At 64.2% G+C, this 15,806-nt stretch carries 8 protein-coding genes and 3 pseudogenes; 10 read left to right on the forward strand and 1 reads right to left on the reverse strand.

Going from position 1 to position 15,806, the window contains the following annotated elements; genetic code table 11:
* Positions 1-87 precede the first annotated feature (87 nt).
* The 9 genes and pseudogenes from QRX50_RS20140 to QRX50_RS20180 form a co-directional block, all read left to right on the forward strand.
* Positions 88-192: pseudogene (locus tag QRX50_RS20140) on the forward strand (IS5/IS1182 family transposase); the annotation flags it as partial.
* Between the two features lie 233 nt (positions 193-425).
* Positions 426-1,040 (forward strand): hypothetical protein, encoded by a 615-nt coding sequence (locus QRX50_RS20145; RefSeq protein WP_285973474.1) that lies wholly within the window; start codon positions 426-428, stop codon positions 1,038-1,040.
* A gap of 647 nt (positions 1,041-1,687) precedes the next feature.
* Positions 1,688-8,347 (forward strand): RHS repeat-associated core domain-containing protein, encoded by a 6,660-nt coding sequence (locus tag QRX50_RS20150; RefSeq protein WP_285973475.1) that lies wholly within the window; start codon positions 1,688-1,690, stop codon positions 8,345-8,347.
* A 34-nt stretch (positions 8,348-8,381) separates the two neighbouring features.
* A complete protein-coding gene (locus tag QRX50_RS20155; protein WP_285973476.1) occupies positions 8,382-8,846 on the forward strand; it encodes a hypothetical protein in 465 nt (154 codons plus the stop codon).
* A gap of 841 nt (positions 8,847-9,687) precedes the next feature.
* Positions 9,688-10,260, forward strand: a complete 573-nt coding sequence (locus QRX50_RS20160; protein WP_285973477.1) for an RNA polymerase sigma factor — start codon at positions 9,688-9,690, stop codon at positions 10,258-10,260.
* A 4-nt stretch (positions 10,261-10,264) separates the two neighbouring features.
* Positions 10,265-11,221 carry a CU044_5270 family protein gene (locus QRX50_RS20165; protein WP_285973478.1) on the forward strand — a complete coding sequence of 319 codons (957 nt, stop codon included), beginning with the start codon at positions 10,265-10,267 and terminating at the stop codon, positions 11,219-11,221.
* A gap of 251 nt (positions 11,222-11,472) precedes the next feature.
* The gene (locus QRX50_RS20170; RefSeq protein ID WP_285973479.1) at positions 11,473-12,300 is read left to right on the forward strand and encodes a hypothetical protein; all 828 of its coding nucleotides are present in this window, start codon (positions 11,473-11,475) and stop codon (positions 12,298-12,300) included.
* A 42-nt stretch (positions 12,301-12,342) separates the two neighbouring features.
* Positions 12,343-13,123, forward strand: a pseudogene (locus QRX50_RS20175) (transposase family protein).
* 232 nt (positions 13,124-13,355) lie between these two features.
* Positions 13,356-13,835 carry a hypothetical protein gene (locus QRX50_RS20180; protein WP_285973480.1) on the forward strand — a complete coding sequence of 160 codons (480 nt, stop codon included), beginning with the start codon at positions 13,356-13,358 and terminating at the stop codon, positions 13,833-13,835.
* An 83-nt stretch (positions 13,836-13,918) separates the two neighbouring features.
* Here QRX50_RS20180 and QRX50_RS20185 read toward each other — a convergent pair.
* Positions 13,919-14,697 (reverse strand): annotated as a pseudogene (locus QRX50_RS20185) (transposase family protein).
* Positions 14,698-14,921: 224 nt separating this feature from the next.
* Between QRX50_RS20185 and QRX50_RS20190 the strand changes: the two are divergent.
* Positions 14,922-15,797, forward strand: coding sequence for a sigma-70 RNA polymerase sigma factor region 4 domain-containing protein (locus QRX50_RS20190; protein ID WP_285973481.1), 876 nt, complete (start codon positions 14,922-14,924; stop codon positions 15,795-15,797).
* Positions 15,798-15,806 lie beyond the last annotated feature (9 nt).

A 15,806-nucleotide genomic window follows, 5' to 3' on the forward strand; every position in this document is an offset into this window, starting at 1 on the left:
AAGAACCTTGACACACCCCAACGTTCGCTAAGGGATGTCTTGTAACCCGGTGTGGGCTTGGCCTGTCCGGTAGTTGATCATGGTGTGGTGCAGGTGATCTCGGCGTCGCGGTCGGAGTGGATTGCCCCGTTCACGGGGTTGGAACCAGGTCAGTTCCGCAAACTTGTGCGGGTCGTGGCGAAGCGAGGTGGCGGGGGGAAGCCAGCATGAGGCGATCCCTATAACGGAATCTCTGCCGCTCAGTGGCAATGTCTCGACACCTTAGTGGTCACAACAGGTGGTGCAAGGCGGATGCTGACGTTCGCACGAAAGCATGGGGCGAGCACTGGATGCCCCGTTGCGACGCGGGAGGCCGTAGCCTGCGCCGTGACCGAGTTCGCGTTATATGTTTGGTCGGTCGGGGTAGGGGTGGCAGGCTTGGCGTCGTGGAACTGGTTTCGGCGCACGTCCGGCGCGCACTGGCATATCTCCGGTTGTTGAACGACAACGGCGTCGACCCGTCCTCGACGCAGCTCGACGCGATCGCGCGCGAGCAGGACCCGCAGGGGGCCGAGTATCAATCAGTGTTATTCAAGACCAACATCGCCTATCTCCTGAGCTTGACGGAGCGGAAGGTCCGTGACGCAGACCGGGTTGCTGAGTATCTAGGAAAGGTGGACTGGGTCGATCTCTCCAATGGCCGGTTGCGGTTGCGAGCAGTTTCGCGGACGCACCCGGCGCGTGTACGTGGACGGATCGCGGGCTGTGCCCAGGTATCGGCCTTGCCTCGTTGCCACTTTGGCTGCACAAAACTCTCGTCCGCGTCGCCGGCGCCGAACCCCCGGCATTATGGCGTCGTCGCCATAATGCCGGTCTCCGATTGGGCTCCATTGCTCACAGAGCACCCGACACGCCGCGGCACTGCCCGGCATCAACGCCGACAAAAAATGCCGCCCGACCTGCACAGAATGGCCCTGGGTGACTCTATTGCGCCATCGGAATATTCCACCGATACTGATAACGGCAAGGTCTCCAGTCGCCGTTCCCAGCAGCGGCTTTAGCCACGTTTGGTGCCCGCTGAATTCTAGCGTGACGATCAGCAAAACGAGGGCTACTGCAAGTGACGCCACGTAGTACCTTTTTCCGGGCTGCGCACCCCTTTCAGTTTATTGGCGGAAAATTCTCTAAGGGGCTGGCAGTCCGTTGAGAAGTCCACCGGTGACACCGGCAAGCCATCAGTACTGACGTCTGATCGGCTGGCTCCCCCAACTTTGAACCCAACGGAGCAGTAGCACCGCCAACCAGTCCACCGGACGGCAGCTCCAGCGGCGCACTCGAGACCCGCCGTAGCTGGGCAAGATGCAGTAACGAGGGGTTGAGACCCGTTCAACCACGAGAGCGCGTCGAAGTCATCGACTTGGTGGTCGCGATCCCGACGGGCACGCCAGCAGTCGGGTCAACGCGTCGGAAATATCCACTTCAGGGCTTTCATGCTTTGGTATGTCGACCGGGTACTCGAACGTAAAGAAGTGGTAATTTCTGATTCCGTGCCTGCCGTTCCGAATATCACTCCAACGGCTGATGGGTAGAAGGAGGCGGGCGGTTTAGATTTCCCCGTGGCGCCCGGAATTCAGGTGGCCGCTCGTTCAGGGGAGGGTCTGCCGTGTCCGGTGGGGTCGTTCGTGGTCGAAGACTGTCCGGTTTCCGGATGGTGACGGTTCTGCTCAGCGTGCTCGCACTGCTGGGGGCGACCACCTCGGTGGTCGGTGCGGCCCCGAAGCCGGCTTTGCCCGCTCAATCCGCTGCGGCGCCGAAACCCGCCGATTTCGGTCCTGACGCGGCGAAATCCGCCGATGTCGCGCTTGACGGCTACGGCGATGCGCAGGGCTATCACGTCGAGCTGGGCCGGGAGGTTGCCGGGTTCGCGTGGCAGGAGGTCGCGCTGATCCACCCGGCCGGGTTCGACGACGACTCGTGGACCGGCTACCAGTGTGTGTCCGGCGACGGGAAGTACGCCGCGGTCGCGATCCTGCCGGGCTCGGCGGTGAACACCCAGGCCGCGCGCGACCACGGCGCCTTCGCCTACTCGATCGACCTGGGCACCGGCACTGTGCGCGCGCTGGCCGGTGGCGTCGGCCTCAAGTACTACTCGCCCGGCTGCGGCATCGGAGACGCCGCGACGTTCACCGTCGCCCTCGACGGGCAGACCCGGCTGCTCACCGCGAATCTGTCCACCGGCAAGATCGACGCGGACGTGACAGTCCCGGGGCAGATCACCTCATCCGTCCCGACGGGCTCCGGCGTCGTCGGCGTCGCCGGCAATCGGCTGCTCTCCCTGTCCGTCAAGGGAAAACTCGCCGTGCTGGCCACGTTGCCCGGTGACGTCTACGACGTGCGCCCAGCCGCCGATGGCGGTGTCAGCTTCCTGCACACCAAGCCGGGCACCCGGACCGCGACCGCCGCGCACGAGCACGCCGACACGGTCACCACACTCGGCTCCGGCGACCTGACCCGGGTACAGCTCTTCCAAGGCCGCGCCGGACACGCTGTACTGTCCGGCGCCACCCCCACCGCGCCCAGCGGGCTGGGGGCGGCAGGCGTCCGCGATGTCGCCGACCGTGGTCTTGCACACGGCGCCGAATCGTCCTCTTTGGATGGTGACGCGCTCCTCGGGCCGGACGCCGACGGCCGCAAATCCGCACCCGTACTGCTGGCGACGAAGACCGGTAAGTTGCTCGCCCCCGCGGTACCCGCCGCCACCCGCGCTGCCACTACCGCCGTGCCCACCTACTCCGCTGCGCCGAAGCCTGCCCAAGCCCCGCACCAGAACCGGCTGAGCCCGAAGGGAGACGCGGCCCCGACGGCCACCACAACGCCGAACGCCACCCAGGTACAGACGCCGAAGTGCGCCGTGCCGCCACTGAACGCGAACCGGCAGGTGATGCAGCCGAACCCGGCGCAGGTCAACTGGGCGGTGCAGATGGCTGAGCAGGATCTGCTGACCGGCAGTGCCTATACCCGACCGGCCGGGTTCGACAACCTGGGCCTGGTCGCTTACGCGCCGAACAGCGACTTCCCGCTGATCCCGCTGTCGCACCCTTCGGGTGGCACGAACACCGTGCCGCGCTCGATCTTCGAGGGCATCATGGCTCAGGAGTCGAACTGGTCGCAGGCTTCCTGGCACGCCCCGGCCGGTACGGCGGGTGACCCGTTGATCTCCAGCTACTACGGCGCAGGTGGCGACATCGTCTCGATCAACTATGCCGCTTCCGACTGCGGCTACGGCATCAGCCAGGTCACCGACGGCATGCACATCGGCGACCACTCGCTGTCCGAACACGGCCAGTGGAAGGTCGCCGTCGACTACCAGGAGAACATCGCCGCCGGCCTGCAGATCCTGGAGACGACCTGGAACCAGCTCTACGCCGCCGGTATCACCGCGAACAACGGCGACCCGCGCTACCTGGAGAACTGGTACTTCGCCGCCTGGGCCTACAACTCGGGCATCCAACCGAACGCGGCCAACGGCAACACCACTGGCTGCACCCCCGGCCCTTCCTGCACCAGCCCGCACGGAACGTGGGGCCTGGGCTGGACCAACAACCCGGCCAACCTGGACTACCCCCCGAACCGCGACCCGTACCTGCAGGACACCTACGCGGACGCGGCGCACCCGGCGAGCTGGCCGTACCAGGAGCGCGTGCTGGGCTGGACCGCGAGCCCGCTGATCCGCTACGGCAGCCAGGCGTACGCGAAGCCGACCTACAACGGCGGGCAGCGCTGGGTGCAGCCCGCTCCGTTCACCGCGATGTGCTCGCTCGTGGGCAACCAGTGCGACCCCAACGCCACCAACACGTCCATCCCGGGCGCCAGCCACTGCATGCTCGATGACTTCGAGTGCTGGTGGCACAACCCGGTGACGTGGATCCCCAGCTGTGCCACAACGTGTGCGACCAGTCCCTACGCGGTCTCGGGCGGGTCGGAACCGGCGAACCCGACCCAGAACCCGCCTACCTGCAGCCAGGACACATCGAAGGTGCCCGGCGGTTCGATCATCGTCGACGACGAACCGAACCGGCTGAACCTGCAGGGCTGCGGCGGCGCGAACTGGTCCAGCAACGGCACGTTCACCTACACCTACGGCACCAACTCCGCCGGTGACCCGATTGGCGCGATCGACACTCACCAGCTCGGCACCGGCCTCGGCGGCCGGGTCCTGTTCACCCACACCGAGGACGGCTCGAATCCTTCACTAATCAACACCGGCGTGTGGACGCCGAACCTGCCCTCACTGCAGTACTACAAGGTCAAACTGCACCTGCCCGGCCTCGGCGCCGAAGCCACGAACGTCGTCTACAACATCAACCCCGGCGGGGGCGTCGCACCGTGGAAGATCCGGGTCAACCAGGCCTGGAACTCCGAGCAATGGGTCACTATCGGCACCTTCGCCATGCAGAACGGCGGCAACGTCACCCTCACCAACGACGGCAGCTCCCAGGACAACGGCGGCTACGGCTATTCGGACTTCGACGTCGCCTTCGACGCCGTCGCGTTCGTCCCCGAAGGCGGTACCCCCGGCCAGCCGATCGGCGGGCCGCCCGGCATCCAGGACGAACCCCGCGGCAGCAATCCGGCTTTCATCGCCTGTGGTTGCGCACGCCGCACTGCGGGCGATCCCGTCGACACCGCGACGGGCTATTTCGGCGACGAATTCAATGATTTGACCACGCCTGGCCGCGGGATGCCGCTCACGTTCACCCGAAGCTACGCTGAGAGCATCGCCGATCCCAACGGTCCCAACAAAACTCTCGCGGCCGACGGGCCATTCGGCTGGGGCTGGACGTACTCGTACAATCTGACCGCTGTCGACGACGCGGCTACCGGCCAGGTGACGGTGCGACAGGAGGACGGTTCGGCAGTCGTTTTCAATGCCACCGGAAGCACCTTCACTCCGGTCGCACCGAGGTACGACGCGACACTGACGACGTCCGGATCGTCTTACCAATACACCCGGCGAGGCAAGGAAATCTTCACGTTCGACGCCGCGAGCGGACGCCTGACGGCGGAGACTGACCTGGCGGGAAGCAAAGCGTCCCCGCCCTACCAGACGACTTTGGCCTACGACGGCGCCGGTCACTTGTCGACGATCACCGACCCCGCAAACCGGAAATACACGCTCAGCTGGACGGGAAACCACATCATCGGCGTTTCCGACACTGCCGGCCGCCAGGTGACCTACGGATACGACACGAACGGCAATCTCACCGACGTCTACGGAATCGGGACCACCCGGACTCCCGCCCTCCAGGACGACGACCACACGCAGTACACCTACGACGGCAACCACCTGATGACATCAATGCGGTCCCCAGCTAACTTCGGCGGCCCTGCCACGGCGAAAACGTCGATGGTGTACGACAGCGCTGAACGGGTGCAAACGCAGACGGATGCCAACGGACACACGACGACGTTCACCTACGGTCCAGACGGCGGCCTCGCCGCCGGACAGACTGAGGTGACCGATCCCGCAGGCCACAAGAAACTGGACACCTACCAGAACGGGCTGCTGACCGCAGAGACCTTGGGGTACGGCACGGCCGACGCCGGCACCACGTCCTATACCTACGATCCGGTCACCCTGGGCGTGTCCGCACAGACCGACCCCGACGGCGGCCTGCAGACATACACCTACGACGACCACGGCAACAAGACCTCCGAGTCCAACTCGCTCGGCTTTACGACCGATTATGTCTACGACGACGCCGCGAACCTTCTCGAGACCATCGACCCCGACGGCGTGGCGACGGTCAACCAGTACGACCAGGCGGGGCACGTCCCGGCGGGGACCGGCGGAGGGTTGGACTTAACCTCGAGAACGGTCACCCGCGCGAACAACGTAGTGGAATCCGCGACCGGCAACTTCGGCCCGGCTCCGACCCGTACCGCCACGTTCTTCTATGACGACCCCGCCCACCCAGCCGATCTGACAAGAGCGGTCGATCCCAACGGCAAGACCACCAGCGTCGCATTCGACGCCTACGGCGATCAGATATCGGTGACCGACGCCGCCGGGGACAAGACCCAGTCAGGATTCGACACCGCGACCGGCTGGCTTGTCGCGAGGGTAGACGGGAACGGGACGGCGGCGGGAGTCGTTCCCAGCTGCATCCCGCCGGCCAAGGGCTGCACCACCTACGGGCACGACGCCTACGGAAACGTCACCCTCACCACGGATCCGCTTGGCCACGTCGCTTCCGCGCACTATGATGCCGATAGCCACCAGACGTCGGCCACTGACGCCAACCACCGGACGACGAGCACGACGTTCGATGCGGCGGGGCAACCGGTGAAGGTGACCCAGCCCGACAATTCCACACAGATCACCGACTACAACCCGGATGGAACTGTGGCCGACACGATCGACGGCCTCGCTGAGAAGACGGTGTACGGCTACGACGGACAAGACCGAAAAACTTCTCGCACAGATCCTGCCGGCCGGAAATCGGCCCTGCATATCGACCCGGCGGGGCGCGTGCTGACCGCAACCGACCCGGGCGGCCGGGTGACCACCAACGGCTACGATCCGGCGGGGCAGCTCACCTCCATGACCTACTCGGACGGCGAGACGCCCATGGCCGCGTACAGCTACGACCCCGCGGGTCACCGGCTGTCGATGACAGACGGGACCGGCACATCAACCTGGACTTACGACGCCTTCGGCGACGTCGTCTCGCAGACCCAGGGTTCGGGCGCGACCGTGGAGTACGGCTATGACGACAACGGCAACCAGATCAGCATCACCTACCCGGACCACACCAACCCGGTGACCCGGACCTTCGACGACGCCGAGCGGCTCAAGACCGTGACTGACTGGTCCGGGAACAAGACCACCTTCGGTTACGACGGCGACAGTGCCGTCAATACGACCCAGTATCCGAACGGCGCGACCATCACCAACGGCTACGACGACAGCGATCACCTGACCAGCACGTCCGCCGGCACCGGGAACATAACCGCGCTGTCCGCGAACTACGGCCGCGACCCGATCGGCCAGCTGTCGTCCAGGACGATCGGATCAGCCACCCAGACCTTCGGATACAACGCCAGGGAGCAGCTCAGCTCCGACGGCACGAACACCTACACCGTCGATGCGGCGGGCAATCCGGTACAGATCGCCGCCGCCACTCAGGCATTCGACTCTGCGGGGCAGATCTGCTGGACGCTTCCGAGCGGCTCGGTCACCACCCCGAGTTGCGGCACCGTGCCGGCCGGTGCCACGGGCTACACTTTCAGCTCGTCCGGCGAGCGCAAGACGGGTGGTTCAGCCACCTACAGCTACGACCAAGCAAGTCGGCTGACCGCGTTCAGCCGAGGAGGTGTGTCAGCGACGTACGGGTACAACGGGGACGGTATGCGGATGTCGAAGACATCCGGCGGGACGACAGCCACCTTCGTCTGGGATGCCGGCTCAACCCCGAACGTCCTCAACGACTCCGTCAACGACTACCTGTACGGACCAGATGGCCTCCCCATCGAGCAGGTCGGACCTGACGGTTCGTTCTGGTACGTCCACGATCAGGTCGGCTCGACCATCGCACTGCTCAATGGCGCAGGAGCCGTGGCGGGCAGCTACACCTACACGCCGTACGGGGCCGCAACTGCGTCGGGCTCCGCCGACACACCACTCCGTTTCACCGGACAGTACACGGACGCGGAATCCGGACTGGTCTATCTCCGCGCCCGGTTCTACGATCCGGCAACCGCCCTGTTCCTCACGGTAGATCCACAGGTCGACAGCACGCACAGCCCGTACGGCTACGTGATGGGCAATCCGGTCAACCTGACCGACTTGTCCGGGATGTGCTGGTCTGGGTTCGGTTGGGCCTGTGCCGCAGCGAACTTCGTCTGGGAGCACAAGACCGCCTTCGAGGTGGGACTCGCGGTCGCGTCGCTGGCCATTCCCGTGGTTGGCGAATTCGTAGGCGGCACCTTGCTCGCCGACACAGTGATCGGTGTAGGCGTCAGCGAAGGCGCGGCGATGCTCGGCAACGGCCTGTTCTACGCGGACACAGCGCTGTCCATCGCGGACGCCAGATACACGTGCCAGACAGGAAGCGCGGCCGGTTGCGCGGTCGGCGTGGCGAGCGTTGCGACGGGTGCCGCGGGGTATGCCTTCGGCGCCGGTGCGAGAGCGGCCGGAAAGCTGGCTGGCAGCGCCGGCTCGGCGATTGGCCGATGGGGTTACCGCCAGGCGTCACGCGGCCTCAACATCGGTGCCTGGCTGCAGAACATCGCGTCGCTAGGCTATTCGATCGCGGGCGGCTGCAACCTTGACACCTCCCAGGACCCGAACCTGCTGAACCGTTAGGATCACACCGCAGCCGCCGAAGGAAGCGAACCGGATGACCGACACCAGCGAGGCACGTCCTCTGGAGCCTCGGCAGCTCAAATGGAGTGCGCGCCGGAAACTGCGAAAAGCCCGCCGCGAAGGAAGAACCGGCATGCTGGCTTATGCGGTCATCCCGTCGAGCAACCGGAACGGCTATCGGTACCTTCGGTCGGTCTTCATCCGCGAGGGCCGACGCGAATTGTTCGTCGGAAACGTCGGCGACCGGTCGGTGCGCTGGGTCGATCTCGCTCCGGGAAGCCATCGCCTCAGCTTTGTGGTCAGCGACGCGGGCAAGGAGGTCGCCTTGATTCGAGAGGTGGCTCTCCAACCTCGGCAGATACTCGTGTCGTGGTGCTACACGACCTATTCCTTGAAGCCACTAGATCGTCATCCGCGGCCTAATCGGTGGTATATCGGCATTCTGGACGGCGCTTCAGGGGAACAGATTATCGAACACGATCGGTCGGCCACGGACTGAGGCTGGCCGGTCGTGCCGGTCCTGCCCAAAACCATTGGCGTCGACTTTGGCGAACCGCTCCTCGAATCTTGCCAAGAAAGTGAACAAGTCGCCATATTCGGGTGGTGCAGCCGGATGCGCCGCACGAGGTGCTGATGAGTGTGCTTGGTGGCATGAGCGTGTCGGAGTGGCGCCATGGTCGCCAAACGCAGGTTCGGAGTCGTCGACACACCGAGGTAGTTCGCACGCGATGCCGATGACGTTCGCACGGAGTATCGCGCCCTGTGGACGCTGCGGGAGGAGGTCCAGCCGTTGTCGACCAGTCAGTTCTGGGTCGGGCGATACGTGGGTGCCCGTGGTTCGGTGGTGCGAGTGACGGGCACTGCGCCGCCAACGCGTGCCGGAGCCTCGGGTGAAGGTTGACTAGGGCAGGGGCTGAGCGATCTCCGCTCAACAGTAGGGCAGGAACACCCGTTGCGGCGAGGTTTAGCTGAGATTCGCTTGTCTTGCGTCAACTCGGGTCGATGTGACGTGACCGGTTCGGTAGTGAATGACCGGTTAGGGAGCACTTGCAGCGACCGATCAGTTTGCCGGAGTTGGCGCTTCTGTCCGCGATCAGGCCCGAGCCTGCGTCACATGTCCGGTCCGCAGCTCGGGAAGCCTTCGTTCTGAAATCTCCTGGTAATCCCGTTGGCGGGTATGTCGTACTGTTTGTCAACCTGAGCGTGCCGTGTTGCTGCGCAGGCAAATCGGCTGGCATGGAGCGTGAACTCGACGCCGGGGTTGGGTGAATAGATATGGATAGGTTGGGGCCCGAAGGGGGTCGTCGATGGTTCAGGGGTTTCGGCAGACGGGATCGCAGGTGGTTGATGAGGTGGCCGATGACGGCGAGGTGATCGCTGCGTCGGCTGATCGCCCGGACCTGTTCGCCGTGATCTTTGATCGGCATGCGGCATCGGTCTACGGGTACCTAGCGAGTCGGCTGGGCCAGCAGATTGCCGACGATCTGCTGGCCGACACGTTCCTGGCGGCGTTCAGTGCGCGTCAACGTTATGACTCGGCCAGGGCCGGCGTACGTCCCTGGCTATTCGGCATCGCGACGAACATGATCGCGCGGCATCGGCGCGACGAGGTGCGGCGCCACCGGCTCACTTCTGCCGCGGCGCGCGACGACGACGGCGGGCATGACGATCGAGTCACGGCAGAGCTGGCTGCACAGGCGATGCGGCCGCTGCTGAGCGCGGCGTTGGCTGGCTTGTCGCAGGGCGATCGGGACGTTCTGTTGTTGATCGCATGGGAGCAGCTGAGCTACGAGGAGGTTGCCGCAGTGCTGGCGATTCCGTTAGGGACTGTCCGGTCCCGGCTCAACCGGGCACGTCGCAAGGTCCGTGCGATCTTGGCTGCGAATTCAGTAGTGACTGTTGATGAGGAGTGAGATCATGGACGAGGTTGAAATGATCAAGGCCGGTCGGCCACCGCGACAACTGCCCGACGACGCCACGTTGACCGCTGCTCGTGCTCAGCTGATCACGGTCGCAACGCAGGAGTCGCGTGGCCGCAGGAATCCCAAGCCATCCCGATACTGGGTACTGACCGGCACCCTGGCGACGGCAGCTGCGGCTGCAGTCGTGGTCGGTGTGGTTTTTGCGCCCAGCCCCGCCGGGCGCGAGCCTGTCCCGTCGGCCGCCTCGCCGGCTGCGGTCTCGCCAGGCGTGGTCCGAGCTGTCGATGTGGTGAAGATCCTCAACACTGCCGCACAACGAGCGCTGGCACTACCGAACGTGCCGCCCCGTCCCGATCAGTACGTCTACACCCAATACACCGACGGACGGCAGGTGTGGCGATCGGTCGATGGCGGGCACACGGGGTTAGTGCAGCGCAGCGACGGATCTCGGGACGTGACTCCCGGGTGCAGTGACGGCCAGGCCAGTGCCGTGGACAAGGCCGGCCAAGAGGTTCCGGGCACGACCACCCCGTGCTCCGCGGAAGGCGCAGCGTATAAGCCAGGATTACCGACGGACCCCGCCGCGTTGCTGACCTACCTCAACGGCAACGTACCCTACAGCGCGGATCGGCCCGGCGACGTGAACCGGGTGGCGAAGGGAACGATGGAGCTGTTCGACACCACCTACCTCACTCCGGCCACCCGCGCCGCGCTCTTCAAGACCATTGCCACGTTGCCCGGCCTCCACCTCGACACGACCGCGTCAGACTCGCTGGGACGCCAAGGGATCGGCATCTCATGGACTTACGGAAGCACGAATCAGCTCGTCTTCGACCCCAGCACCTACACGTTCCTCGGCGTCACGACTAGCGCCGACAACGGGACCGAGGGTGCGTCATCGGTAGCCAGGGTCGCGATCGTCGACCAAGCGGGTCAGACGCCCTCCAACTAACGGACATCTCGACACCCGGCGGTAGAAATAGCTTTAAGTGTCGACCGTGGGGCATTCTGTGCCCAACGCTGACAATCAGCCGATTCGTCACCAGCGCCCTAGCCGCGATACCACCCGAACGGCGCTCGTGCGGAAGCCTTGAGGAACATACGATTTTCAGGGTTCTTTCCCGCCGGCCACCGAATCGAGCATGCGCGGGCGGCCCAAAGAAGACGCACAGCGCCGCTATGTGGCGCTTATGGGGGGCTGAAGTGATGATTCAAGCACAAAGACGCCACTTTGTATTGTGCATCGTGGCAGTCTGCGCGGTGGCGTGCGTCGTCGTTGCTGGGTACTCAGGCATAGGGGGAAGCGTCGCGCAAGCTTCTCATACCAATACAGGTTCTTCGGACCTGATTACGCCAGCAGACGAGGAGCTCGAAAACAACGCGGAGCAGCTTCTCGTCGAAAAATGTATGATTTACGCTGGTTTCCAAACCTGGCCTCGGGTCAAGTTGGCGGCAACTCCGCAGAATCTGTACCCATATGTGATCGATGATGTTCAGTGGGCGCGCCGGCATGGCTTCGGTAGTGACATTCAACAGTCCAACGCGCAGACTGCTGCGGCCGACCCAAACGTCCGCTATTTCTCGGGACTGTCCGACATTGACAGGAAGCGTGCCACAACTGCCCTTAACGGGCCACTTTTGCTGTCATCTGATGCAAGCCGCGTAACAGTCGCGGTGCCGTCTGGCGGATCGATGTCACGGAGTACGCAAGGTTGTACTTCTGAATCCGAGCAGGAGCTCTACGGCAACTTGGCTGATTGGTTCCGTGTGGACGCCACTGGCGCTAGTCTGAATATGGTTCGCTACCGGATGGTGATCAACGATGCAACCTACGTCGCCACAGTCAAACGCTGGGCTTCCTGTATGGACAGGACTGGCTATCACCACGTCAGTCCGAGCGAGGCCATGGCGGCCTTCATTGGGCCTGCCGTTACTCCCACCCGACAAGTCGAGCAGCGGGCGCTCGAAATATCAACCGCGACGGCCGAGGCCTCCTGCTCCGAACAAACGAGCCTAAGGGATGTCTCGTAACCCGGTGTGGGTCGGTTGTGGGTGTTGGTTGATCATGGTGTGGTGCAGGTGATCTCGGCGTCGCGGTCGGAGTGGATTGTTCCGTTCACGGGGTTGGAGCCGGGTCAGTTCCGGAAGTTGGTGCGGGTCGTGGCGAAGCGTGGTGGTGACGACATTGCTGATGGTCGTCCTGGTCGTCAGTGGCGTCTTGATCTGGCTGATCGTGTGTTGCTGGTGGCGACGTACTGGCGGACGAACCTGACGATGCGCCAGATCGGACCATTGTTCGGGGTGTCGCATTCCGCGGCGCACCGGGGGAAGCGACACGATTGGCCCGCTGCTGGCGCTGGCTCCGGTCCGCAAGCGGCGGATCGACTCGGTGGCGATCGTTGATGGCACCTTGGTGCCGACGCGGGATCACCGGCTGGCGGCGCCGTCGAAGAACTACCGGTACTCGGCGAACGTGCAGGTCGCGATCGACGTGGACACCCGGTTGGTGATCGCCACCGGGGACGCGCATCCGGGTAACCGCAATGACTGCACCGTCTACCACGACTCCGGTATCGAGCAGGAGTTGGCGGGGCGCCCGGTGATGGCCGACGGCGGCTACCAAGGCAACCCGGCCGTGATCATGCCCTACCGCAAACCCCATGACGGCAGCGATCTCCCAGACTGGAAAGAAGACCTCAACGCCGGCCACCGCAAAATCCGTGCCCGCGTCGAACACGCCCTGGCCCGGATGAAGTGCTGGAAAATCCTGCGCGACTACCGCCGCGCCGCCAGCACCCTCAACGACACAGTCTCCGGCATCGCCCACCTCCACAACATCCACCTCGCAGACTGATCCACAACACCAGCCCCACCAACCACACGGTCAGTTACGAGACATCCCTTAGGGACCACTGCTCGAGATCTCGATGCGAAGTATCGACAGATGCTAAATGTGCGGTATCGAAGCGTGCTTGCCCAGAAAGATCGAATGGAGGTGGCCGCACTTGGTCGGTCTCATGAAATCGTCAGGCGCGGCTAAATGAAGGCGGAGGAAGGCACTGATCATGAGACGTCATATCGGATCCATGGCACTCTTCGCTTCACTCATCACGATATTTGTTTCAATGCCACCGGCTGCATTTGCAGCATCGCCGATAGTGGGTGCACCATCGCCCCTTGTTCGTCAGGGACAGTCTAGTCAGGCGGTCGCCACCCCCGATTCGGCAAACGGGTATTTCTATGCTGAGGCTGATCAAGGTTATCTTTGTTCATGGAGTGGAAATGGCGCGGACTGGAGTTACTCCCAAAATGGAGCCAATTGTCTAAATAACGACATCTGGGTAGAGAACAACGGGTATTTTGAAACCTACGATTGCGTGGAAATCTTCTGGGGAACCAGCTATGGAGGTGCCGGCGCTTTCCTTGGTCAGGGGATAGCGTGGGACCTCACCACAGGTCGGTACACGTTCGATTATGAAGGGGACAATCCGGAGCCTGGCTACCTGGAGAGCATGGAGAACAACGCTGCATCTCATGCGTGGACGCCGGCCAATCAATTTTGCTGATCCATATCGGAAATGTTTAAATCTGCACCAGCTAAGGGATGTCTCGTAACTGGTGTTGTGGTTGGTGGGGTTGGTGTTGTGGATCAGGCGGTGAGGAGGATGTTGTGCAGGTGCGCGATTCCGGAGACGGTGTCGTTCAGGGTGCTGGCGGCGCGGCGGTAGTCGCGCAGGATTTTCCAGCACTTCATCCGGGCCAGCGCGTGCTCGACGCGGGCACGGATCTTGCGGTGGCCGGCATTGAGATCTTCCTGCCAATCTGGTAGATCGCGGCCGTCGCGGGGTTTGCGGTAGGGCATGATCACGGCCGGGTTGCCTTGGTAGCCGCCGTCGGCCATGACCGGGCGCCCCGCCAACTCCTGCTCGATGCCGCAGGCGCGGTAGACGGTGCAGTCATTGCGGTTACCCGGATGCGCGTCCCCGGTGGCGATCACCAACCGGGTGTCCGCGTCGATCGCGACCTGCACGTTCGCCGAGTACCGGTAGTTCTTCGACGGCGCCGCCAGCCGGTGATCCCGCGTCGGCACCAGCGTGCCGTCCACGATCGCAACCGAGTCGATCCGCCGCTTGCGGACCGGGCCAGCGCCAGCAGCGGCCCGATCGTGTCGATCACCCGGTGCGCCGCGGAATGCTACACCCCGAACAGAGGTCCGATCTGGCGCATCGTCAGGTTCGTCCGCCAATAGGTCGCCACCAGCAACACACGATCGGCCAAATCCAGGCGCCACTGACGACCAGGCCGGCCATCAGCGATCTCATCACCACCACGCTTCGCCACGACGCTCACCAACTTGCGGAACTGACCTGGCTCCAACCCCGTGAACGGGGCAATCCACTCCGACCGCGACGCCGAAATCACCTGCACCACACGATGATCAACCAACACCCCCAACCGACCCTCACCGGGTTACGAGACATCTCTTAGCGTGTCATGCGGGCGGTGCCGCGGCACTAGGCTGGCGCACGCTTCCGCCGATCGAGCGAACCTGACCTTGCCCGAGTTCAGGGGCAAGGGAGTGGCACAGCAAGCTGGCAAGGGCTTCTCCCGACGCTCGTGGCGATCTTGTCGTCACAGCGGAAGGAGCGGTCGTGGTTGCTCATCATCTTGCCAGTCCTGGTTCTTCGAGTCCGGTTTCGGTGCTGCAGCGAAGTCTTCGGCAGTCGTCGGTTGTCACGAGGTTTGATCTCGCGCTTCGAAACTGGTCTCGGGAAGATCCCGATCTCTCGGGCATCGAGAGTGCGCAGTGCTTATCCGCGGTGTTGGCCACCCGGGAGTACGCGCGCCACGACGAGGTGTTGTTCGCGTTGTTGCGCCGCGCGGCGACGTTGGGGAGCGACGGTGTGACGGCGGCCGAGATTGTGCTGAACGCGATGTTGCCGGCGGTCCCGGGGATCACCGGCCGGGTGATCCGGGCGAGCCGTACGGCGGCGGGGGCGTTCGGGCCGCGTCGCGGAGTGACCGGGGGTGGAGTCTCCGCGTCGGAGGACAACGCGGACATCCAGGCGACGGTGATCGGTCACCTGTGGGAGCAAGTGCGCTGCTATCCGTTGCGTCGGTGCCACCATGTGGCGGCCAATCTGGTGCGGGAGACGCAGCGGGCGGCGCTGCGTGCGCTCGGTGTCGATTATGCGCAGGCGGTGGCCGACGTGGTGAGCATCGACGTGGACGACTTCCACGGCGGGGTGACCCAGTCAACGGCCGAGGTGGATGCTTCGGAGGAGTTGCTCGAGTTGCTGGCGTGGGCGGTGGAGCAGAAGCGTCTGGATGAACAGGCGAGCGCGATCCTGGTCGCGCGCTACTTCGGCGATCGGGTCGGTCGAGATGGGGTGGCGACGGACCGGCAGGTGGGGGAGTTGTTCGGGGTGAGTCAGCCGACGGTGACGCGGCGGCGGAACCGGGCGGTCGAGCAGCTGGCCGAGGCGGCGCGGGAGTTCCCCGGCTGTGGGATCCGGTGGGCGAGCTGAATCAAACCC

It is taken from the genome of Amycolatopsis sp. 2-15 (genome assembly GCF_030285625.1).
Taxonomy (GTDB): Bacteria; Actinomycetota; Actinomycetes; order Mycobacteriales; family Pseudonocardiaceae; genus Amycolatopsis; species Amycolatopsis carbonis.